The organism is Spirillospora sp. CA-142024 (assembly GCF_050942325.1).
Lineage (GTDB): Bacteria > Actinomycetota > Actinomycetes > Streptosporangiales > Streptosporangiaceae > Spirillospora.
On record NZ_CP192077.1, the window covers coordinates 4450461 to 4470599 of the forward strand.

Below are 20139 nucleotides of genomic sequence, written 5' to 3' on the forward strand. Positions count from 1 at the left end.
CCGGCCTGCGCCGGGTGACCCTCCGAACAGATCCTTTTGCGATACGTTCATGGAGTCGCGCGACCCCCTCAGCCGCCCGTGCCGCCGCCGGAGGAACGATGTCCGTGCTCGCCCAGTTGCTCACCGCCGTCGCCGACGGCTCGGTGGAGATCGTCGATCTGACCGCGCCGCTCTCGGAGCGGACCCCGATCCTGCAGTTGCCGGAGCCGTTCGCCAACACCGTCCCGTTCCGGCTGAGGGAGATCAGCCGGTACGACGACCGCGGGCCCGCCTGGTACTGGAACGACATCGAGACCGGCGAGCACGTCGGCACCCACTTCGACGCCCCCGTGCACTGGGCGACCGGCCGCGACGGCGAGGACGTGTCGCAGGTCCCGCCCGGCCGCCTCGTCGCGCCCGCCGTGGTCCTGGACGCGTCGGCGCACGCCGCCGCCGATCCCGACTTCCTGCTGGAGATCGACCACGTCCGCGACTGGGAGGCGGCGCACGGCCCGCTCCCGGACGGCGGCTGGCTGCTCTACCGGACGGGCTGGGACGCCCGCTCCGCGGACCAGGACACCTTCCTCAACGCCGGCGAGAACGGCCCGCACACGCCGGGGATCTCGGCCGAGTGCGCACGCTGGCTCGCCGAGGAGACGCCCGTCCTGGGCCTCGGCGTGGAGACCGTCGGCACCGACGCGGGCGCCGCCCACGGGTTCGAGCCGCCGTTCCCCTGCCACTCCTACTTCCTCGGTGCCGGCAAATACGGCCTCACCCAGCTGCGCAACCTCGACCGGCTCCCCGCCCGCGGCGCCGTGCTGCTCGCCTCGCCGCTGCCCATCGTCGGCGGTTCGGGCAGCCCCGCCCGCGTGCTCGCGCTGATCGAGCGATGAACGTCGCGGAGGCCGTGGGGCAGGCCCTCGCGCGGCTCGGCGCCGGCACCGTCTTCGGCGTCGTCGGCAGCGGCAACTTCCATGTCACGAACGCGCTCGTCGCGGGCGGGGCGCGGTTCGTCGCCGCCCGGCACGAGGCCGGCGCCGCCACCATGGCCGACGCCTACGCGCGGGTGAGCGGCGGCCTCGGCGTCGTGACCGTCCACCAGGGGCCGGGCCTCACCAACGCACTCACCGGCATCGCCGAGGCGGCCAAGAGCCGCACGCCGCTGCTGGTCGTCGCGGGCGAGGTGGCCGCCGCCGCGGTCCGCTCCAACTTCCGCGTCGACCAGGCGGCGATCGCCGCCGCGGTCGGGGCGGTCCCCGAGCGGGTCCACTCCCCGCAGACCGCACTGGCCGACGTCACGCGCGCATGCCGGACGGCGGTCGCCGAGCGCCGCACCGTCCTGCTCGGTCTGCCGCTGGACGTCCAGAGCGCCGACCTCCCGGACGAGGCGGGCCGGACCGCGGGACGGCGGCCCGGGCGGGTGCCGCCGCTGCCGGTGCCGCCGCCGGCCGCGATCGCGAGTCTCGCCGACGCGCTCCAGGCGGCGGAGCGGCCGGTGTTCATCGCCGGGCGCGGCGCGCGGCAGGCGGGCGCCCGCGACGCTCTCAGCGAGCTCGCCGGGCGCTGCGGGGCGCTGCCGGCGACGTCGGCCGTCGCCCGCGGCCTGTTCGCCGGCGATCCGTTCGCCCTGGACGTCAGCGGCGGGTTCGCCACTCCCGCCGCCGCGGAGCTGATCCGCGGCGCCGACCTGATCGTCGGGTGGGGCTGCTCGCTGAACATGTGGACGACGCGGCACGGCGCGCTCATCGACCGGAATGCCAGGGTCGTGCAGGTCGACGTGGACGCCCGGGCCCTCGGCGCGCACCGCCCGGTCGACCTCGGCCTCATCGGCGACGCCGCCGAGACCGCGCGGGCCGCCGAAGCCGAGCTGGCGGCGCGCGGGCACCGGGCCACCGGGTACCGCACGCCCGAGGTGGCGGAGCGGCTCGCCCGGGAGGGCCGCTGGCAGGACGTCCCGTACGAGGAGCATCCCGAGGCCAAGGAGGAGGACGGCGGCCCCCGCATCGACCCGCGGACGCTGACGATCGCCCTCGACGAGATGCTGCCGCGCGAGCGCACGGTCGCCGTCGACTCCGGCAACTTCATGGGCTACCCGGCGATGTTCCTGGACGTCCCCGACGGCGACGGGCTGGTGTTCACCCAGGCGTTCCAGTCCGTCGGCCTCGGCCTCGCCACCGCGATCGGCGCCGCGGTGGCCCGTCCCGGGCGGCTGACGGTCGCCGCGCTCGGCGACGGCGGCGTGCTGATGTCCGTCGCGGAGCTGGAGACGGCCGTCCGGCTCGGGCTGGGGCTGCTCGTGCTCGTCTACGACGACGAGGCGTACGGGGCGGAGGTGCACCATTTCGGGCCCGGCGGGCACCCGCTGGACACCGTCACCTTCCCGCCCGCCGACCTGGCCGCCATCGGACGCGGCTTCGGCTGCGCGGCGGCGACCGTCCGGCGCCGCGCCGACCTCGCCGCGGTGGCCGACTGGCTGGCCGGCCCGCGGGACCGGCCGATGGTCGTGGACGCCAAGGTCACCCGGGGGCATCCGGCCTGGTGGCTGGCGGAGGCGTTCCGCGGTCACTAGCGGCGACCTGCGGCAACGCTGTGTAGCGACGCGCTCACCGGGTAACGATCGGAGTGTGATCATCTTCCGGGGGGTGTCCATGGGCGGCGCAAAGTGCCGACGTTGCCGGTATTCGGCAATTGACCCGTTTTGTCGGGCGTACACAGGTTCGCGGCGGCTGTGTCTGATGCCGCACACCCGGGAGGAGGGGACATGACGCGCCGGCCGAGGGTGCCCGAGCTCGCCGGGGAGATGCTGGCGGAGTTCGCGGGCACGATGATCCTCATCCTGTTCGGCGTGGGCGTCGTCGCTCAGGTCGTCGCCAGCGACGGCACGCTGGGCGACCACGACAGCATCGCCTGGGCATGGGGCATCGGCGTGACGCTGGGCGTCTACGTCTCCGCGCGGATGAGCGGCGGGCACATCAACCCCGCCGTGACGCTCGCGCTCGCCGTGTTCAAGGGGTTCCCCTGGCGCAAGGTCGTCCCGTTCTGGTTCGCCCAGTGGCTCGGGGCCTTCGTGGCCGCGCTGATCGTCCGGTGGGACTACACCGAGGTCCTGCACAAGTTCGATCCCGACCTGACGATCAAGTCGCAGTTCGTGTTCTCCACGCTGCCCGGCAATGGGGCCCTCCCGATCCACACCTGGGGCGCGTTCCGCGACCAGGTGATCGGTACCGCGATCCTGCTGTTCGTCGTCCTCGCCCTCACCGACCTGCGCAACGCGCCGCCGCTGGCCAACCTCGGCCCGTTCATCATCGGCCTGCTGGTGGTGGGGATCGGGATGGCGTGGGGCACCGACGCCGGCTACGCGATCAACCCGGCCCGCGACCTCGGGCCGCGGCTCGCGCAGTACCTGACCGGCTACAGCACGGCGTGGCGAGATCAGTACGGCGACCTCTACTTCTGGGTGCCGATCGTGGGCCCGTTCATCGGCGGCGTGCTCGGCGCCGGGCTCTACCTCCTGCTCGTCGGCCGGAACATCCCCGAAGAGGAGGAGGGCCCCGGCGGGCTCAAGCCCGAACCGGAGTACGACGTTCCCTGACGGGGTCACGCAGAAAAGGAGAGACCATGGCCGACTTCGTCGGAGCGCTCGACCAGGGCACGACCAGCAGCCGCTTCATGATCTTCGACCACGGCGGCAACGAGGTCGCCCGCCACCAGCTCGAACACGAGCAGATCCTGCCGCAGGCCGGCTGGGTCGAGCACAATCCCACCGAGATCTGGGAACGCACCCGCGCGGTCATCCAGAGCACGCTGAACAGCGCGAACCTGAGCCACAGCGACCTGGCCGCGTTCGGCATCACCAACCAGCGCGAGACGACGGTGGTGTGGAACCGGCGCACCGGCCGGCCCTACTACAACGCGATCGTCTGGCAGGACACCCGCACCGACCGCATCGCCTCCGCGCTGGAGCGCGACGGCAGGGGCAGGACGATCCGGCACCGCGCGGGCCTGCCGCCCGCGACGTACTTCTCGGGCGGCAAGGTGCAGTGGATCCTGGAGAACGTGGACGGGGTCCGCGAGGCCGCCGAGAACGGCGACGCGGTCTTCGGCAACATCGACACGTGGGTGCTGTGGAATCTGACCGGCGGCGTGGACGGCGGGGTGCACGTCACCGACCCCACCAACGCCAGCCGCACCATGCTGATGGACCTGGAGACCCTCGACTGGGACGACGAACTCCTGTCCTTCTTCGGCATCCCGCGCTCCATGCTGCCCGAGATCAAGCCCTCCTCGGCGCCCGAACCGTACGGGACGAGCCGCGTGGACGGCCCGCTCGGCGGCGAGGTGCCGCTGACCGGCATCCTCGGCGACCAGCAGGCCGCGACGGTCGGGCAGGTGTGCTTCTCGCCCGGCGAGGCCAAGAACACCTACGGCACCGGCAACTTCCTCCTGCTCAACACGGGTGAGGAACTCGTCCGGTCGAAGGCCGGGATGCTCACCACCGTCTGCTACAAGTTCGGCGACCGCGCGCCCGTGTACGCGCTGGAGGGGTCGATCGCGGTGACCGGGTCGGCCGTGCAGTGGCTGCGCGACCAACTCGGCATCATCGCCGGTGCGGCGCAGAGCGAAGCGCTGGCCCGGCAGGTGGACGACAACGGCGGCGTGTACTTCGTCCCGGCGTTCTCCGGCCTGTTCGCGCCCTACTGGCGGTCGGACGCCCGGGGCGCGATCGTGGGGCTGTCGCGGTTCAACACCAACGCCCACCTGGCCCGCGCCACGCTCGAAGCGATCTGCTACCAGTCCCGCGACGTCGTCGAGGCGATGCGCGAGGACTCCGGCGTCTCGCTGGACGTCCTCAAGGTCGACGGCGGTGTGACCCAGAACGAGCTGTGCATGCAGATGCAGGCCGACATCCTGGGCGTCCCGGTCTCGCGGCCCGTCGTGGCCGAGACCACCGCCCTGGGCGCCGCCTACGCCGCCGGCCTGGCCGTCGGCTTCTGGAACACCACCGACGAACTCCGCCAGAACTGGAACGAGGACAAACGCTGGCAACCCACCTGGGACGAGGACAAACGGCAGCACGGTTACGCGGGATGGAAGAAGGCGGTCGAACGCACCTACGGCTGGGTGGAGGTCGACTGACCGCACCGCGGCGGTCCTTCTCCGGCGGGTCGAGATGATCTAGCATCCGGCGGGACAGCGTCGTCACCGCCGGAGCGTCTCGCCGGCCCGCCCGAGAGGATCCGCATGCCCAGCCGCCTCGCCGCAGCAGCCCTCACCGCCGCCGGGACGTTCACCGTCGCGGGCGCCGCGACGTTCGCCACCGCGGCCGCCCAGGCCGCTCCCGCGCAGCAGGCGCCCCGGACCCACCGGGCGGAGATCGACTTCACCGGGATCGTCGCGCTCAGCAACTGCTCGGGCTCCCTCGTGCGCGGCCCGCAGTCGCGGGACACCGACGCGGCCCTGGTGCTGACCAACGGGCACTGCCTGGAGTCGGGCATGCCCGAGGCCGGCCAGGTCGTCGTGGACCAGAAGTCGTCCCGCACGTTCACGCTCCTCGACCGCGCGGGCAAGAAGAGCCTCGGCACCCTCCAGGCCACCAAGGTCGAGTACGCGACCATGACCGACACCGACGTGACGGTCTACCGGCTGAACACGACCTACGCCGCGATCCAGAAGAAGTACGGGATTCCCGCGCTGCGGCTGTCGACGGCAAGGCCGCACGACGGGACGGAGATCCGGGTCGTGTCCGGCTACTGGCGGACGATCTACGGCTGCAAGACCGACGCGACCGTCTACCGGCTGCGCGAGGCCGGATGGACGTGGAAGGACTCCATCCGCTACAGGCAGGAGTGCCAGACGATCCACGGCACGTCCGGGTCGCCGGTCATCGACGTCCGGACCCGCCACGTCGTCGGCATCAACAACACCGGCAACGACGACGGTGAGCGCTGCACGCTCAACAACCCCTGCGAGGTCGACCGCAGCGGCAACGTCACCGTCCGCCACGGCAGCCACTACGGCCAGCAGACGTACCTGCTCGCCCGCTGCCTCGGCAAGGGCAACGACGTCGTGCTGGGCAAGGCGTGCGCGCTCCCCAAGCCCTGACCGGCGCGTGACGGCCGCCGGTCGCCGAGCACGAGGTGCCGTTCCACCTGGACGGGCCCGGTCACCGTTCCGTCAGCAGGCCGGCGCGGAGCCGGTCGAGGGTGGCCCGCAGCAGGCGGGACACGTGCATCTGGGACAGGCCGATCTGCTCGGCGATCTGCGTCTGGGTCTTGTTGCCGAAGAACCGCAGCAGCAGGATCGTCCGCTCGCGCTCGGGCAGGTCGTCGATCAGGGGGGCGAGGGCGTGGCCGTCGACGAAGGCGTCCAGGGCCGGGTCGTCCGAGCCGAGGTACTCGCCGACCGTGCCGTTGTCGGCGTTCCGCGACCCGTCGGCGGGCGCCTCCAGGGACAGCGGCCGGTAGGCGTCGCAGGCGATGATGACCTCGACCGTCTCCTCCTCGGTGATGTCCATGAGCGCCGCGGTCTCCGTGGTCGTGGGGGAGCGGCCGTGCTCGCGGGTGAACTCCTGGACGGTGCGCTGCAGGACCGGGCGCAGCTCCTGAATGCGGCGCGACACCCGGACGCCCCACGTCTTGTCGCGGAAGTGCCGCTTCACCTCCCCGGTCACCACCGGATACGCATAGGTGACGAACCGGTCCCCGACCGCGGGATCGAACCGGTTGATGGCCTTGACCAGCCCGAGATAGGCGACCTGCCGAAGGTCGTCCAGCGGCTCGCCGCGGTCGGCGTACCGGCGCGCCACGCCCCGGATCAGCGACGCGTGCCTGTCCACGATGCGCTCCCGCAGCCGTTCCCGCCGGGGATCCTCCTGGGAGAGCCGGTTCATCTCCGCGAGGAGGATCTCGGTCTGTCCGTCGTCGAACCGGGTGGACTGCGCCGACGTCATGCGGGTGGTCTCCTTTGCGGACGAGGCCGGCGAGGGCGGGGGCGATCGCTCGGTGCCGTCCCTTTACCCGGCGATCGCAGGGTCACACGACCGCCGCGCGCTCGCCCGGGTCGCCGGGAATCGAACCGGCCTCACGGGGAACGGCGTTCCATGGCGCCGGAGGTGAGACAGGAGGTGAGCCGTGAGCACGATCACCGAGTCCGTCAACGTCACCGTCCCGATCCGCACCGCCTACGACCAGTGGACGCGGTTCGAGACGTTCCCGCGGTTCATGGACGGCGTCGAGGAGGTCCGCCGCCTCGACGACACCACCCTGCGCTGGACGACCCGGATCGCCGGCGTCACCCGTGAGTTCAACGCGCGGATCACCGAGCGGCTGCCGGACGAACGCGTCTCCTGGAGGTCGCTGGACGGCCCCATGCACGCCGGCGTGGTGACCTTCCACCGCCTGGACGACACCACCACCCGCGTGACCGTCCAGCTGGAGATCGATCCGGAGGGATTCGCCGAGCGGGCCGGCGACCGCTTCGGCGCCCTCACCCACCGCCTCAAGGGCGACCTGCGCCGTTTCAAGACCTTCGTCGAGACCCGCGGCGCCCGGATCGCCGGCCGGGGCGAGCGGATGGACGGCCGCTGACGTGCCGTAAACTCGGCCGTGCCCCGGGGAGCGGGGACGCGGCGGTGGGGCCCGCCGTGCCCGAGACGGGGTGAACCGCGGAGGTGATCCGCCAACGGTCCCTACCGGTGAACGTCAGCGCTACTGGTAGGAGTGTGCCGTGCCCGTGACCGGCCGTCCCGTCGATCCCGATGTCGATCTGAGCGTTCCGCGCCGGCGTTTCGAACTGCGCCGGGCGCCATGGCGGATCCTCGCGGCGGTCGCGGCGGGCGGGGTGCTCGGGGCGCTCGCGCGTTACGGGCTGAGCAGTGCGTTCCCGTACCGGGCCGGGGAGTTCCCCTGGGTGGTGTTCCTGGTGAACGTGTCGGGCTGCCTCGCCATCGGGGCGCTGATGGTGCTCGTCACCGAGACCTGGCGGGTGCACCCGCTCGTGCGGCCGTTCCTCGGCGTGGGGGTGCTCGGAGGCTTCACCACGTTCTCGACCTACGTGGTCGACATCCAGGATGCGGTGGCCGCCGGCGCGCCGCTCGTGGGACTGTCGTACCTCGCCGGAACGCTCGTGGCCGCGCTCGCGGCCGTCTTCGCGGGCGTACGTCTCGCCCGCCTGTCGACCCGCCCGCGCCACAGGGAGCGGCCATGAGAATCCAGGGGCCCGCGCTCCGCCTCAGCATCTTCGTCGGCGAGAGCGACCGGTGGAACCGCAAACCGCTGTACACCGAGATCGTGCACCGCGCGCACCGGGCGGGACTGGCCGGCGCCAGCGTCCTGCGGGGCTGCGAGGGGTACGGGGCTTCCAGCCGCATCCACACCTCGCGGATCCTGTCGCTGTCGGAGGACCTGCCGATGGTGATCGTCATCGTCGACGCGGAGCGGAAGATCCGCGAGTTCCTGCCGCAGCTGGACGAGCTCGTGGCGGAGGGACTGGTGATCATCGACCCGGTCGAGGTGATCCGCTACACCGGCCGCGGCGCGGGGGACGGCGAGTGACCGTCCTGCTGATCGCCCTGGGCGCGGCCCTCGGAGCTCCACTGCGCTACCTCACCGATCGCGCCGTCCAGGCGCGGCACGACTCGGTGTTCCCCTGGGGGACGTTCACCGTGAACGTCGCCGGGTCGTTCCTGCTCGGCCTGCTGGCGGCGCTGCCGGCGGGCCGCGGCGTGATGGCCTTCGCCGGGACCGGCTTCTGCGGCGCGTTGAGCACGTATTCCACGTTCGGCTACGAGACGCTGCGCCTCGCCGAGGACGGAGCACGCTTCTACGCGGTGCTCAACGCGGCGGCGGGCATCGTCGCCGGGCTCGGCGCGGCCTACTGCGGGATGGCGATCGCGCATGCCGTCCCGGGGTGACGCCGCAGCCGTCCGGACGCCTGGTGCGGCCCAGGCTCGCAGTTCGGGGCACTTGGCTCCGAGCTCGCGAGTGGGCCGCGAGATGACTCTGCCCAACCGGGCCTTTCGGTAAACCGGTAGGTGTTTGGACTGTCACCGATCGGGCAGAGCCGCATCTCACGCCGAGCACACCGCCGGTAAGGCCGTCACGGCCACGACGGCTCCCGCGAGGGGCAGACGACCAGCTCGCGCACCTCGCAGCCCGTCGGCTGGGAGAGCGCGAACACGACGGTCGCGGCCACATCCTCGGGGCGGCTCAGCTCGGCGTCCGGCGCCGGCTTGTACCTGTCGGCGCGATCGTCGAAGAACGCGGTGTCCATCCCGCCGGGCACGACCATGGTGACGGCGACCTTCCCGGCCATCTCCGCGGCGAGCGCCCGGGTGAACCCGACGACGCCGAAGCTGGACGCGCAGTACGCGGTGGCGTCGCCCACGGCCCTGAAGCCGAGCGTGGAGGCGACCGTGACGATCCGTCCGTGCGGCTCGTTCTCCAGGTAGGGGAGCGCGGCGCGGACGACGGCGGCGGTGCCGAGCAGATTCACCTGGACGACCCGCTCCCAGTCCTCGGCGGGAACGTCGCCCAGCGGCCCGCACGCGTCGATGCCCGCGGCGGTGACGACCGCGTTCAGCCCGCCCGCGGCGCGCGCCAGGCCGTGCACGGCGCGCTCGGCGCACCGGCGGTCGGCGAGGTCGGCCTGCATGTGCTCGAACTCGTCCTTCGGCGGGTGCCGGTCGAGGACGAGGGGCCGGCCGCCTTCGTCGGCGACCCTGCGTGCGACGGCCGCGCCGAGTCCGGAGGCACCGCCGGTGATGAGGACGTTCATGACGCGTTTCCCTTCGTGATGGACGGGGCTCTGCGCGGTCATCAGGCGGGTACCTCGCTCAGCGCGGCGTGCCGGTAGGCCTCGGCCGTGTCGGCGGCGACGCGCGCCCACGAGTGGCGTTCGCGTGCCCGGTCGCTTCCCGCGAACCCCATCGCGGCCCGCCTCGCCGGGTCGTCCAGCAGCGCCCTGACCGCCGCGGCCGCCCCCTCCGGGTCCCGCGGCCGGACGAGCGTGCCGGTGACGCCGTCCACGACGGTGTCGAGATGCCCGCCGACGGCGGTCGCCACCACGGGGACGCCGCATGCCATGGCCTCCAGCGGCACCATGCCGAACGGTTCGTACGAGGGCAGGGCGACGACCAGGCTCGCCGAGCGCAGTAGCGGCGGCACCTCGTCGTGGTCTTGCCGGCCGAGAAACTCCACCCGTCCGTCGACGCCCGCGTCGCGCGCCACCTCACGCAGCCGGCGCACCTCGGGGTCACCGTCCAGGTCGCCGTGCGGCGGCCCGCCCGCGACCGCGAGCTCGGCGCCCGGCAGGTGCGCGAGTGCGCGGATCGCGGTGTCGACGCCCTTGTGCTCGACGAGCCGCGACACCACCACGAGCCGGTGCCCGCCGTGTCCGCCGGAGAGGCGGCCGTCGGACGTGAAGAGGTTCAGGTCCACCCCGCAAGGCACCACGTGGACGCGGTCGCGGGGGATTCCCATCGCGGTCAGCTCGACGATCTCGTCCGAGCAGGCGGCGATGACGGTGTCGGCGGCGCGCCCGATCGCGCGTTCCAGCCGGACGCGCGAGGCGGGGCCGGTGTCCTTGCCGCCGTGGTGGCGCCGCTCGGCGGTGCCGAGCGTGTGGTAGGTCTGCACCACCGGCACGCGCGACGCCCCGGCCGCCTGTGCGGCCTGGATCGCGGCGAGTCCGCTCATCCAGAAGTGCGCGTGCGCCACGTCGGGCGGGTCGGTGGCCCAGCGCCGCTCCAGATGGGTCCCGAAGTCGTGCGTCCAGGGGAGCAGGTCGTCCCTGGCGATGTGCTCGGCCGGGCCCGCGGGGACGTGCTCCACGGTCACGCCGGGAGCGAGCCGGACCCGCTCGGGGAGGACGGGCGCGTCCCGGCGTGTGTAGACGGTGACGTAGTGCCCTTGGCGGCCGAGTTCGGTGGCCAGTTCCGCGACGAACACGTTCAGCCCGCCGCCGGCCCCGCCCGATCTGTGCTCCGCGGGGCCGCGCTTGGCGGCGAGGGGGCCGGCGTGCTCGGAGATCATGGCTATCTTCATCGCGCGGGCACCTCCTGGGTTGCGGGTGGGGCTTTGGCGACGATCTCCACGGTGGCGGCGACCTCGTCGGCGGGGACGGACGACAGGCACGGGTGGCCGTCCACCGGGCACTCGCGTGCGCTGGTGTCCCGGCACGGGGCCCGCTGGTCGCCGAGCAGCGCCATCGGGACGCCGAACGGCGCCCACCGGGCGGCCGGGACGGTGGGCGCGAACAGCGACACCACGGGCGTGCCGACGGCCGCCGCCAGATGCGCGGGGCCGGTGTTGCCGGCGACGAGTGCGCGGGCGCCTTCCAGCACGGATGCCAGTTCGGGCAGGCTGGTGCGTCCGCCGAGGTCGAGACCGTCCTCTCCGGCGACGAACGCGGTGAGGTCCTTCTCGTCGGCATGGCCGGTCACGACGACCCGGTGCCCTGCCGCCGCCAGCAGCCGCACGGCCTCGGCGCAATGCCCCGGCGGCCAGGCGCGCGCGGGAACCGACGTGCCCGGGTGCAGCACCACATATCCGGGGCCGCCGGTGAGGTGACCGGTGCCGGGCAGCGGGCCCCGGACCCGCAGCCGGGTGTCGGCCAGGGACGGGAACCCGGCGTCCTCCGCCAGGGCGAGCATCCGGAGCGGCTCGGGCAGGTCGGTGTCGGGCCGGTGCCGCAGGTCGAGCAGCGACCCCGGATAGTCGTCGCCGATGCCGCCGATCCAGGGCGTCCCGGCGAGCCGCAGCAGCAGCGCGAGCGGCAGCGGCGACTGGTGGAAGGAGGTGAGGATCAGCGCCCGGTCGAAGCCTTCGAGCCTGCGGGTGAGGCGGTCGATCGCGGTCTGCTCCACGGGCACGTGGCCGGGTTCGATCCAGGGGGCGCGCCACTCGATGACGCCGTCCACGCCCGGGAGCATGTCGGCGGCGGCGCGGCCGCGCGGCCCGCACAGCAGCACGACCTCGTCGGCGCCTTCGGCGACCGCCCGGACGGCGGGGCCGGCGAGCAGCACGTCGCCGATGTTGTCCTGGCGCGCGACGAGGACTCTCATCGGCGCCGTCCGCCGCCGGGGACGAGCCCGGCGGCGGTGTCCGCCGGATCAGAGGAGATCGCGTTGTTTCCGAGCAGGCGCATGGGAGCCCCCGTCAGGCACGGCGTTCGGTTCAGGTACGGCGTTCGCGAGGTGGGGGTGATGCCTGCGTCGTAGGCATCGGCTTCCGGCGATCACCGGCGAAATGGATCCCCCATAGGTGATTTCGACATTGCCGAGCAGCGCGGACCTAAACTCCGAAGTCAGAAAAGTCGCCGGTAGACGAAGTGCCAGTTCATACGGCGTTCGCGCATATGGAGCGGAAAACGGCGGGTACTGGGCGTTTCATAGGCCTCAGCCCGCGCGACCGCGCGGGCTGAGGCCGGACGGGTGCCGGTCGTCCCGGTCGTTCAGTGCTTGGCCGTCGTCCGGCCGCGCCCCAGCGACAGCGCGCACAGGGCGCCCAGCAGCGCCGCGCCGGCGAGCGCCCAGCCGGTGCCGTACTCGGCGTGCCGGGTGGAGCCGCTCGACTCGGCCAGGGTGAGGAACAGCGTCCCGATGGTGGCGATGCCGATCACCTGGGCGAGCTGCATCAGCGTGAGCAGCAGCCCGCTGGCGTCCGCGGCGTCCTCGGGCGCCACGTGCCGCAGCGCGGTCGTCATGATGATCGGCATCACGCCGAGCCCGAAGCCGATGATCACGGTGAGCGTCTCGTAGGGCACGCCGCCGCCCGCGAGCGGGCCGACGCACAGGTAGCCCGCCGCGGCGACCGCGAACCCGGCCGGGATGAGGCGCCCGTGCCAGCGGGCGGGCAGCCGCTGCCAGTTCAGCCCGACCAGCGCGAACGCGGTGACGCACGGCACGAACGCCAGCCCCGACTCCAGCGGGGACAGCCTCATGTCGCCCTGCAGGTGCAGGGTCGTGGTGAACAGGAACGCTCCCCAGCTGCCCGGCCCGAACACCATCGCGACGCAGGCCGGGAGCAGCAGCGGGGCGCGCAGTACCCGCGGCGAGATCAGCGGCCGCCCGCCGGAGGCCGCGACGCGCCGCTCCACGGCGGTGAAGGCGGCCATGAACACGGCGCTCGCGGCCAGCGACGCCCAGCCCCACAGCGGCCAGCCCAGCTCGTGCCCCATGATCAGCGGGACGACGAACAGCAGCACCGCCGGGGCCAGCGTGAGCAGTCCCGGGACGTCCAGTTCGGCCCCCAGCCCGCCCGTGCGGTGCGAGGTCTCGTCGCGCGGCACGACGCGCGGGCTCGCGAGCAGCAGCGCCACGCCGATCGGCACGTTGACGAGGAACACGGTCCGCCAGCCGGTGCCGAACAGGTCCGCGCTGACCAGCAGGCCCCCTGCGGCCTGCCCCACGACCACGCCGCCCGCGATCACCGCCGAGTAGATCCCGAGCGCCCGCGCCCGGGCGGCGCCGGTGAAGCTCCGCTGGATCATCGACATCACCTGGGGCGTCAGCATCGCGGCGCCGACGCCCTGCACGAACCGGAACACCACCAGCGTCCCGGTCGTCGGCGCCAGCCCGCACGCCAGGGACGCCACCGTGAACGAGGCGAGGCCGACGTGGAACATGCGGCGGTGGCCCGCCAGGTCGCCGAGCCGCGCCCCCGTGATCAGCAGTACGGCGTAGGAGATGATGTAGCCCGCCACGACGAGTTGCAGCCCGGCGCCGGAGGCGTGCAGGTCCACGCGCATCGTCGGCAGCGCCACGTTGACGATGTTGACGTCGAGGATGGCCATGAACTGGCCGAGCAGGATGACGGCGAGCGCGACGCCGCCGGACCCGTTCCGCGATCCCCGTTCGGGAACAATCCCACGCAGATCGGTTGTCTGTGTCATGTGTACGAGCTTGCGGCCGGAGCAGTACCAGTAACGAGAGCCTGTCGATACTGGTACTGACAGCACCTGGCAGCGGACGCCGGCCGGAGGCAGGCTGGGGGAGTGACGATGACGAGCGTGGACACCACGGCCACGGCCCGCCGGAACGGCGCCGGGCCGCGCCGCCGCACCGAACTGGCGGCGTTCCTGCGCAGCAGGCGGGAGCGCATCACGCCCGAGGACGTGGGGATGCCGCCGGGACCGCGGCGCCGCACGCCCGGCCTGCGCCGCGAGGAGGTTGCCCAGCTCGCCGGGGTCGGCGTCACCTGGTACACGTGGCTGGAGCAGGGCCGTCCGATCAACGCCAGCACCCAGGTGCTGGAGGCGGTGGCCCGCACCCTGCGGCTGGACGGCGCCGAGCGCGAGCACCTGTACCGGCTGGCGGACGTCCCCGACGCCGCGGTCGACGAGGAGGCCGGGACCCTGCCCGAGGACGTCCAGGCGATCCTGGACGCGCTCGTGCCGATGCCCGCGGCGGTGGCCAACGGCCGCTCCGACATCCTCGCCTGGAACTCCGCCTACGCGGCGATCTTCCCGCACGTGGTGACGGCGCGGCCGTGCGAGCGCAACTCGATGTGGATGGCGTTCACGCTGCCGCCGTGCTGCAACCCGGTCGTGAACATGGAGGAGGCGGCGCCGGGCCACGTCGCCGTCTTCCGGCACCGCTACAGCCGGCATCTCGACGAGCCGGGCTGGAAGGAGCTCGTCCGGCGGCTGCAGGCGGTGAGCCCCCAGTTCGCCCGGCTGTGGGCCTCCCACGACGTGGCGCTGCCGGGTCCGAGCGTCAAGGTGTTCCGGCACCACGCCGTCGGGGAGATCCGGACCCGCACGACGAGCATGGACATCACCGCGTCGCCGGACGCGCGGCTCGTCGCCTACACGCCGACCGACGAGGAGAGCCGCGAGCGGATCGGCTGGCTGCTCGACCATCCCGAGGCCGCCGCCCCCGAGCACCGGCACTGAGCCGGTTCGCACGCGGGCCGGTTCGCATGCGGGCGCCGGTTCACATGCGGGTACGCCGGGCGATCACCACCAGGTCGGCCGCGGCGATGACGGCGACCGCCGCGCAGATCCCCGCCGCGGCCCAGGAGCCGTCCCCCTGCGCTTTCAGCGTGAACAGGATCGCGGCGGCCACCGCCCCGACCAGCGCGATCACCGACAGGACCGCGCGCAGCCGCAGCGGGCTGCGCGCCGTCAGCGGCTCGCTCCCGCGCGGCCGCCGCGGCGGCTCGGGCCCGGGTGGCCCGGGGCCCCGCCCCTCGTCCTCGGGCGGGCCGTGGGCGTCCCGGCCGGGGCCGCCCACGGGTCACCTCGCGAACGTGCCGACGAGCGTCCCGGACGCGACGATCTTCTCCTGGACGGCGGCGCGCAGGTCCTCGGCGGTGAAGCCGGCGCGCAGCCCGGACGGCTGCGACAGCCCGTAGAGCCGGAAGAAGTACCGGTGCGGGTCGTCGCCCGCGGGGGGCTTCGGCCCGCCGTACCCGTCGGAGCCGAAGTCGTTGCGCCCGACGACGGCCCCGGTGGGCCGCTCCCCGGCGTCCAGCGCGGTCGTCACCGGGTCGATGCCCGCGACCAGCCAGTGCGCGAACGTGCCCGCCGGGGCGTCCGGGTCCTCGCACGCCAGCGCGAGCTCCACGACCTCCTCGGGAGGCGGCGACCACTCCAGCGGCGGCGAGACGTCGCCGCTGTCGTGGGAGTATTCGGACGGCATGAGCGTGTGGTCGCTGAACGCGGCGCTCCGCAGCATCATCTCTTCCATGCGCTGCTCGTGCCCCGTCCTGCCCGGTCAATGCGCCCCCGGCATGATCACCCCGCGCTGGAGGCCGCCCAGATGTTGATGCCCGCCTCGACCGCGTCCCGGTCGATCGCGGCGAGTTCGTCCGCGCTGAAGTCGAGCCGGCCGAGGGCCGCGAGGTTCTCCTCCAGCTGCCGGACGCCGCTCGCGCCGATCAGCGCCGAGGTGACCCGCCCGTCCCGCAGCGACCAGGCCAGCGCCATCTGGGCGAGCGACTGCCCGCGCCCCTGGGCGATCTCGTTGAGCGTCCGGACGTGCCGCAGGTTCTCCTCGGTGAGCAGGCCGGTGGAGAACGACGTCCCCTTGCTGGCCCGCGACCCCTCCGGAACGCCGTCGAGATACCTGTCGGACAGCATCCCCTGGGCGAGCGGCGAGAACGCGATGCAGCCGGCGCCCTCCCGGCCGAGCGTGTCGAGCAGCCCGCCCTCGATCCAGCGGTTGAGCATCGAGTAGGACGGCTGGTGGATCAGCAGCGGCGTCCCCATCTCCCGCAGGATCGCCGCCGCCTCGGCCGTGCGCTCGGGGGAGTAGGACGAGATCCCCGCGTACAGGGCCTTCCCGGACCGGACGGCCCGGTCCAGCGCCCCCATCGTCTCCTCCAGCGGCGTCTCCGGGTCGAAACGGTGGCTGTAGAAGATGTCGACGTAGTCGACGCCCATCCGGCGCAGCGACTGGTCGAGGCTGGCGAGCAGGTACTTGCGCGACCCCCACTCCCCGTACGGGCCGGGCCACATGTCGTACCCGGCCTTGGTGGAGATGATGATCTCGTCCCGGTACGGCGCGAGGTCCTCGCGCAGGATCCGGCCGAAGTTGGTCTCCGCGGACCCGTACGGCGGCCCGTAGTTGTTGGCGAGGTCGAAGTGCGTGACGCCGAGGTCGAACGCGCGCCTCAGGATCGCCCGCTGGACGTCCAGCGGCCGGTCGTCGCCGAAGTTGTGCCACAGCCCGAGCGAGATCGCCGGGAGCCGCAGCCCGCTGCGCCCGCACCGCCGGTAGGGGATCCGCTCATACCGCTCACCGTCCGCCACATACGTCATGGTCGCGAGTATCTCAGGGCGGCCGCCTTGCGGGACGCGGCACGGTTCCGCCATCATCGAGTTCATGATCTCCAGGAAGGGCGGTCTCCGCCCGGGCCGTTGAGCCCCATCGAGCCGGTCCCGGAACCGGCCTTCGAATCCCTGCCATCCTCGCAGCGCATGCGGGAACTGGCACTGCGCGCCCGCGGCCTCGCCGGGACGCCCGAACTCCGCGACGTTCTCGCGGGCCTTTCCGCAGGCGGACGGTACGAGCGCCGCATCGCCCTGCACATGGCCATGGCGGCGCGCGATCTCCCGTATGTCGAAGGTGTCCTCGCGGGTCCCGGCATGGAGCTGAGACGCGCGGCATTGCGGGCCGTCCGCACCCTGCCCGTGTCCGATGACGCCGCCGCGGCCGTGCTGGACGACGCGCCCGCCGCCCTGCGCCGCGCGTTCTACAAGATGCTCCGCCACTCCCGCCGCGCGGCCCTCGCCGACCGGCTCCTCCCGGAGGTGCGGGCCCGCTGGGGCGACCCGGAGGCCGCCGCGCTCCTGCCCGCGTGCACCGGCGAGACGGTCGCGCGGCTCCTTCCCGAACTGGAACACGCCGTCACGGCGTGGCGGGCCCTGGCCACCCGCCATCCCGCCGTGTTCCTCGCCCGCGGCCGTGACCGTGCGCGGGAACCGTCCTTCTGGCGCCGGTGCGGTGCCGGCCTGCCGGCGCTCGTCCGGCACGATCCGGCGGGCCTGCTGGACCTGCTGGAGGGGAACGGCTCACGGGCGGCGGCGATGCGGCTCCCGCGCGCCCTCGTCCCGGCGCTGTTCAGGGCGGACGCGGTGCGGGCCGCCCGCGTGCTGCGGCGCATCGGGCGCCGGAACCGCTTTCCGCGCGCGTACTTCGAGAACGTGGGCCGGCTTCCGCTGCCGGACCTCCGCGAGTTCCTGCCGGCCGACACGTACTGGCTGCGGGACTTCCTGGTCCACGTGCCGCCGGGCCGGCGCGCCGCGGTCTACGACCTCGCGGTGGAACAGGGCCGGTTCCCGGGCCTGCACGCGTTCCCGCTGCTCGCGCTCCTGCCGCGGGACCGGGCGGCGCGCGAGGCGCGCCGGATGCTGGAGTGGCACGCTTCGGTGTGGCACTCGGCCCGGTCCCGCCTGGACGACCCTGACATCCCGCTGAAGCTCACGGCCCATCTCCCCTATGCGGAGGCCGCCGGGCCCGTCAGGGAGGCGGCGTTCGGCGGAGACCCGCGGCGCCGCGGGCTCGCCCGGGTCCTGCTCGTCGAACTGACGGCGCGCACAGGCGACCCCGCCCTCCTGCGCGGAATCGTCGCCGAGCTGGTGAAGCGCACGCGGAACGAGCGGGATCCGCTGAGGGCCGTCCTGATCAGCGCCCTGGCGTCCGTGCCGGTCGGGCTGCTGGACGACACGCTCGCCGAGCCGCTGGACGAGGTCGCCGCCATGGCCGCCGGCGCGCGCGACTCCTCGCCGGCCACCCGCCGGAAGCTGCGCGACCTGGCGGACCGCGTCCTCGCCCATGCGGCGTCGCCGGTGCTCGTCGCGTGGGCGGCCGGCGTCTACGGCCGCCTCGTGGCCGGGCACGGGGCCGAAGCCCTGGACGATCATCGTCTGGACCGGGTGCTTCCCCGTGGCCGGGAACGCGACGTCCTCGACGTCCTGCGCCCCCGTCTGCACGATCACGCGGTGGTCGTCGGGCTGGCCAGGTCGCTCGGGCGGCGGGCGTTCGCCCTGGCGGATGTCCAGGACGGCCTCCGGAAGGCTGCCCTGGAGGCGCCCGGCCCGCAGGCCCGCGAGGCGGCGGAGCTGTGGCTGGCCGACCCGGCACGGCGCGAGGCACGCGCCGTGGAGCTACTGGCCGCCGACGCGTCCGCGATCGTCCTGCCCGGCGTCTGGCAGGCCGTCGCCCGCCGCCGTACGGACCTCCTCGTCCCCGTCCTGGACGGTGACCGGGCGGGACGGTTCGAGACGGCGGAATGGGTGCCGGACGTCGGGCCGCGGGACGCGGGCCGCTGGACCCCGGCCCAGGCCGGACGCGTCCGGGCGGTCCTCGCCGCGGCGACGAGGGACGAGCGGCTCCCGGTGGACGCCAGAATCGACGCGGTGCTGTCGCTCGGCCTGTTTCCCGGCGGTCTCCCGGATCTCGCGTCCCGGGCGGGCCGGGAGGACGAGCCGGTCCTCGCCGAGGCGGCCGTGGAGGCGATGGCGGCCACCGACCGCCCTGCAGAGGCCCTCGACGAGCTTCTCCTCCATGCCCGGACCGCGCGGTCGGCGGTGGCGGTGGCGGCCATGGCGGCGTGCAGCGCGTCGGTGCCGCCGTCCAGGCTCGGCCCGATCCTGGCGGAGGCGCTGACCGGGCCGGACGCCAAGGTGGTCGTCCGCAAGCAGGCCGCCCGGCTCCTCGAACGGCTGCGGCCGCCGGACGCCGCGGACGTCCTCCTGCGCGCATGGAACGACCCGGGCCTGCACCGGGACGTGCGCGTCGCGGTCGCGGCCGCGCTGCGCCGCATGCCGGAGGATCCCCGCGCGATCGCCGCGCTCGCCGACGCCGCGGGCCCCCACGCGAGCGAGCTGCTGTTCCGCACGCTCTTCCAGGCGAAGCCGTCGCAGTACGCGCCCCGGCACCGCCCCGCCTATGCCGCGCTGGTCCGGCGGCTGGGCAGGGCGGCGGACGGCCCCGGCGTCCGGTTCCGGGCGGCGAAGCCCTTCGCGGCCTGGGCGCCCTGGTACGCGGAGGGATACGGAGACGTCCTGGCCGCCATCGCGGATCCCGCGGACCCCGCCGGCGACGACGAGCTCCCCATCCTGCGCGCCCTGGTGTGGGACGGCACCGTCGGGGACGAGGCGCTGGACGTGCTCTCCTCCCTGCTGGCGGCGGAACCCGGTGACAGCGCGCGGTCGAGGGCGGTCGGCATCGCGCACCTTTTCGGCAGGCTGCCGTCCGGGCACCGGAGCGCCCCGCTGGCCCGCCGCGTGGTCCGGATGCTGGCCGCACATCCGCTCTACGTCGCCCAGGCGGTGGACGTCGCGCTCGACTCGGCGCGGCTGACCGAGGACGGCGTCACCGCGGAGCGGGTGGCCGCCGAGCTCGGCGCCCTGGCGGACCTGCTCCACGACCGCCCCGCGCTGGCCGCGACGGTCACCGGGCGAAGGCTGGTCAACGCGATCGGCGGGCACGGCGCGCGATCGGGCGGCGGCCCGGAGCGGCTGCTGCCCGCCGCCCGCCTGCTCGCCGGACGGGACGACTTCGCGGCCCAGCTGCTCGCCGCCGGCGTCGTCCGGACGGCCGGTCCCGCCGCGGGGTGGCCGGGCGAGTGGCGGGACCTCCTGGACGGCCTGCGCCGGTCCGCCCACGTGGAGGTCCGCCAGTACGCGTGGGACGTCATCCCCGACCACTGAGCA

The 20139-nt window shown here is 73.8% G+C and carries 19 protein-coding genes; 11 read left to right on the forward strand and 8 right to left on the reverse strand.

What is annotated here, in order from left to right:
* Nucleotides 1-98: 98 nt before the first annotated feature.
* From ACQPZP_RS21405 to ACQPZP_RS21425, 5 genes are all read left to right on the forward strand, one after another.
* Nucleotides 99-872: a cyclase family protein gene (locus ACQPZP_RS21405; protein WP_433479368.1), complete on the forward strand. Its 774-nt coding sequence runs from the start codon at nucleotides 99-101 to the stop codon at nucleotides 870-872.
* Complete coding sequence (locus ACQPZP_RS21410; protein WP_433479369.1) at nucleotides 869-2548, forward strand: thiamine pyrophosphate-binding protein; 1680 nt, start codon at nucleotides 869-871, stop codon at nucleotides 2546-2548. The genes ACQPZP_RS21405 and ACQPZP_RS21410 overlap by 4 nt, the downstream gene beginning before the upstream one ends.
* A gap of 192 nt (nucleotides 2549-2740) precedes the next feature.
* A complete protein-coding gene (locus ACQPZP_RS21415) occupies nucleotides 2741-3571 on the forward strand; it encodes an MIP/aquaporin family protein (RefSeq protein WP_433479370.1) in 831 nt (276 codons plus the stop codon).
* Between the two features lie 26 nt (nucleotides 3572-3597).
* A complete protein-coding gene (gene glpK / locus ACQPZP_RS21420) occupies nucleotides 3598-5115 on the forward strand; it encodes a glycerol kinase GlpK (protein WP_433479371.1) in 1518 nt (505 codons plus the stop codon).
* Nucleotides 5116-5220: 105 nt separating this feature from the next.
* A complete protein-coding gene (locus ACQPZP_RS21425; RefSeq protein ID WP_433479372.1) occupies nucleotides 5221-6081 on the forward strand; it encodes a S1 family peptidase in 861 nt (286 codons plus the stop codon).
* Between the two features lie 61 nt (nucleotides 6082-6142).
* Here the strand turns inward: ACQPZP_RS21425 and ACQPZP_RS21430 are convergent, their stop codons facing one another.
* On the reverse strand, nucleotides 6143-6928 hold the full coding sequence (locus ACQPZP_RS21430; RefSeq protein WP_433479373.1) for a SigB/SigF/SigG family RNA polymerase sigma factor: 786 nt from the start codon (nucleotides 6926-6928) through the stop codon (nucleotides 6143-6145).
* Between the two features lie 181 nt (nucleotides 6929-7109).
* On the opposite strand from ACQPZP_RS21430, the gene ACQPZP_RS21435 reads away from it, so the two are divergent.
* From ACQPZP_RS21435 to ACQPZP_RS21450, 4 genes are all read left to right on the forward strand, one after another.
* A complete protein-coding gene (locus ACQPZP_RS21435) occupies nucleotides 7110-7565 on the forward strand; it encodes an SRPBCC family protein (protein WP_433479374.1) in 456 nt (151 codons plus the stop codon).
* Nucleotides 7566-7704: 139 nt separating this feature from the next.
* A complete protein-coding gene (locus tag ACQPZP_RS21440) occupies nucleotides 7705-8184 on the forward strand; it encodes a fluoride efflux transporter FluC (RefSeq protein WP_433479375.1) in 480 nt (159 codons plus the stop codon).
* A complete protein-coding gene (locus ACQPZP_RS21445) occupies nucleotides 8181-8531 on the forward strand; it encodes a DUF190 domain-containing protein (protein WP_433469632.1) in 351 nt (116 codons plus the stop codon). The genes ACQPZP_RS21440 and ACQPZP_RS21445 overlap by 4 nt, the downstream gene beginning before the upstream one ends.
* The gene (locus ACQPZP_RS21450; protein WP_433479376.1) at nucleotides 8528-8890 is read left to right on the forward strand and encodes a fluoride efflux transporter FluC; all 363 of its coding nucleotides are present in this window, start codon (nucleotides 8528-8530) and stop codon (nucleotides 8888-8890) included. The genes ACQPZP_RS21445 and ACQPZP_RS21450 overlap by 4 nt, the downstream gene beginning before the upstream one ends.
* A gap of 185 nt (nucleotides 8891-9075) precedes the next feature.
* Here the strand turns inward: ACQPZP_RS21450 and ACQPZP_RS21455 are convergent, their stop codons facing one another.
* The 4 genes from ACQPZP_RS21455 to ACQPZP_RS21470 form a co-directional block, all read right to left on the reverse strand.
* Nucleotides 9076-9795, reverse strand: coding sequence for an SDR family oxidoreductase (locus ACQPZP_RS21455; RefSeq protein ID WP_433479377.1), 720 nt, complete (start codon nucleotides 9793-9795; stop codon nucleotides 9076-9078).
* A complete protein-coding gene (locus ACQPZP_RS21460) occupies nucleotides 9795-11021 on the reverse strand; it encodes a glycosyltransferase (protein WP_433479378.1) in 1227 nt (408 codons plus the stop codon). The genes ACQPZP_RS21455 and ACQPZP_RS21460 overlap by 1 nt, the downstream gene beginning before the upstream one ends.
* The gene (locus ACQPZP_RS21465) at nucleotides 11018-12040 is read right to left on the reverse strand and encodes a glycosyltransferase family 9 protein (protein ID WP_433479379.1); all 1023 of its coding nucleotides are present in this window, start codon (nucleotides 12038-12040) and stop codon (nucleotides 11018-11020) included. The genes ACQPZP_RS21460 and ACQPZP_RS21465 overlap by 4 nt, the downstream gene beginning before the upstream one ends.
* A 389-nt stretch (nucleotides 12041-12429) precedes the next feature.
* On the reverse strand, nucleotides 12430-13869 hold the full coding sequence (locus tag ACQPZP_RS21470) for an MFS transporter (RefSeq protein ID WP_433479380.1): 1440 nt from the start codon (nucleotides 13867-13869) through the stop codon (nucleotides 12430-12432).
* Nucleotides 13870-13977: 108 nt separating this feature from the next.
* Here ACQPZP_RS21470 and ACQPZP_RS21475 point away from each other — a divergent pair, with 108 nt between their 5' ends.
* On the forward strand, nucleotides 13978-14871 hold the full coding sequence (locus ACQPZP_RS21475) for a helix-turn-helix transcriptional regulator (RefSeq protein ID WP_433479381.1): 894 nt from the start codon (nucleotides 13978-13980) through the stop codon (nucleotides 14869-14871).
* Nucleotides 14872-14911: 40 nt separating this feature from the next.
* On the opposite strand, the gene ACQPZP_RS21480 is transcribed toward ACQPZP_RS21475, so the two are convergent.
* Genes ACQPZP_RS21480 through mgrA form a run of 3 tightly spaced genes read right to left on the reverse strand, consistent with a single transcriptional unit; the run spans nucleotide 14912 to nucleotide 16740 of the window.
* Entirely contained in the window at nucleotides 14912-15211 is a 300-nt protein-coding gene (locus ACQPZP_RS21480) for a DUF6343 family protein (RefSeq protein WP_433479382.1), read from the reverse strand.
* A gap of 3 nt (nucleotides 15212-15214) precedes the next feature.
* Nucleotides 15215-15667 carry a YbhB/YbcL family Raf kinase inhibitor-like protein gene (locus ACQPZP_RS21485; protein WP_433479383.1) on the reverse strand — a complete coding sequence of 151 codons (453 nt, stop codon included), beginning with the start codon at nucleotides 15665-15667 and terminating at the stop codon, nucleotides 15215-15217.
* Between the two features lie 47 nt (nucleotides 15668-15714).
* A complete protein-coding gene (mgrA, locus tag ACQPZP_RS21490; protein ID WP_433479384.1) occupies nucleotides 15715-16740 on the reverse strand; it encodes an L-glyceraldehyde 3-phosphate reductase in 1026 nt (341 codons plus the stop codon).
* A 159-nt stretch (nucleotides 16741-16899) separates the two neighbouring features.
* On the opposite strand from mgrA, the gene ACQPZP_RS21495 reads away from it, so the two are divergent.
* Complete coding sequence (locus ACQPZP_RS21495; RefSeq protein ID WP_433479385.1) at nucleotides 16900-20136, forward strand: HEAT repeat domain-containing protein; 3237 nt, start codon at nucleotides 16900-16902, stop codon at nucleotides 20134-20136.
* Nucleotides 20137-20139 lie beyond the last annotated feature (3 nt).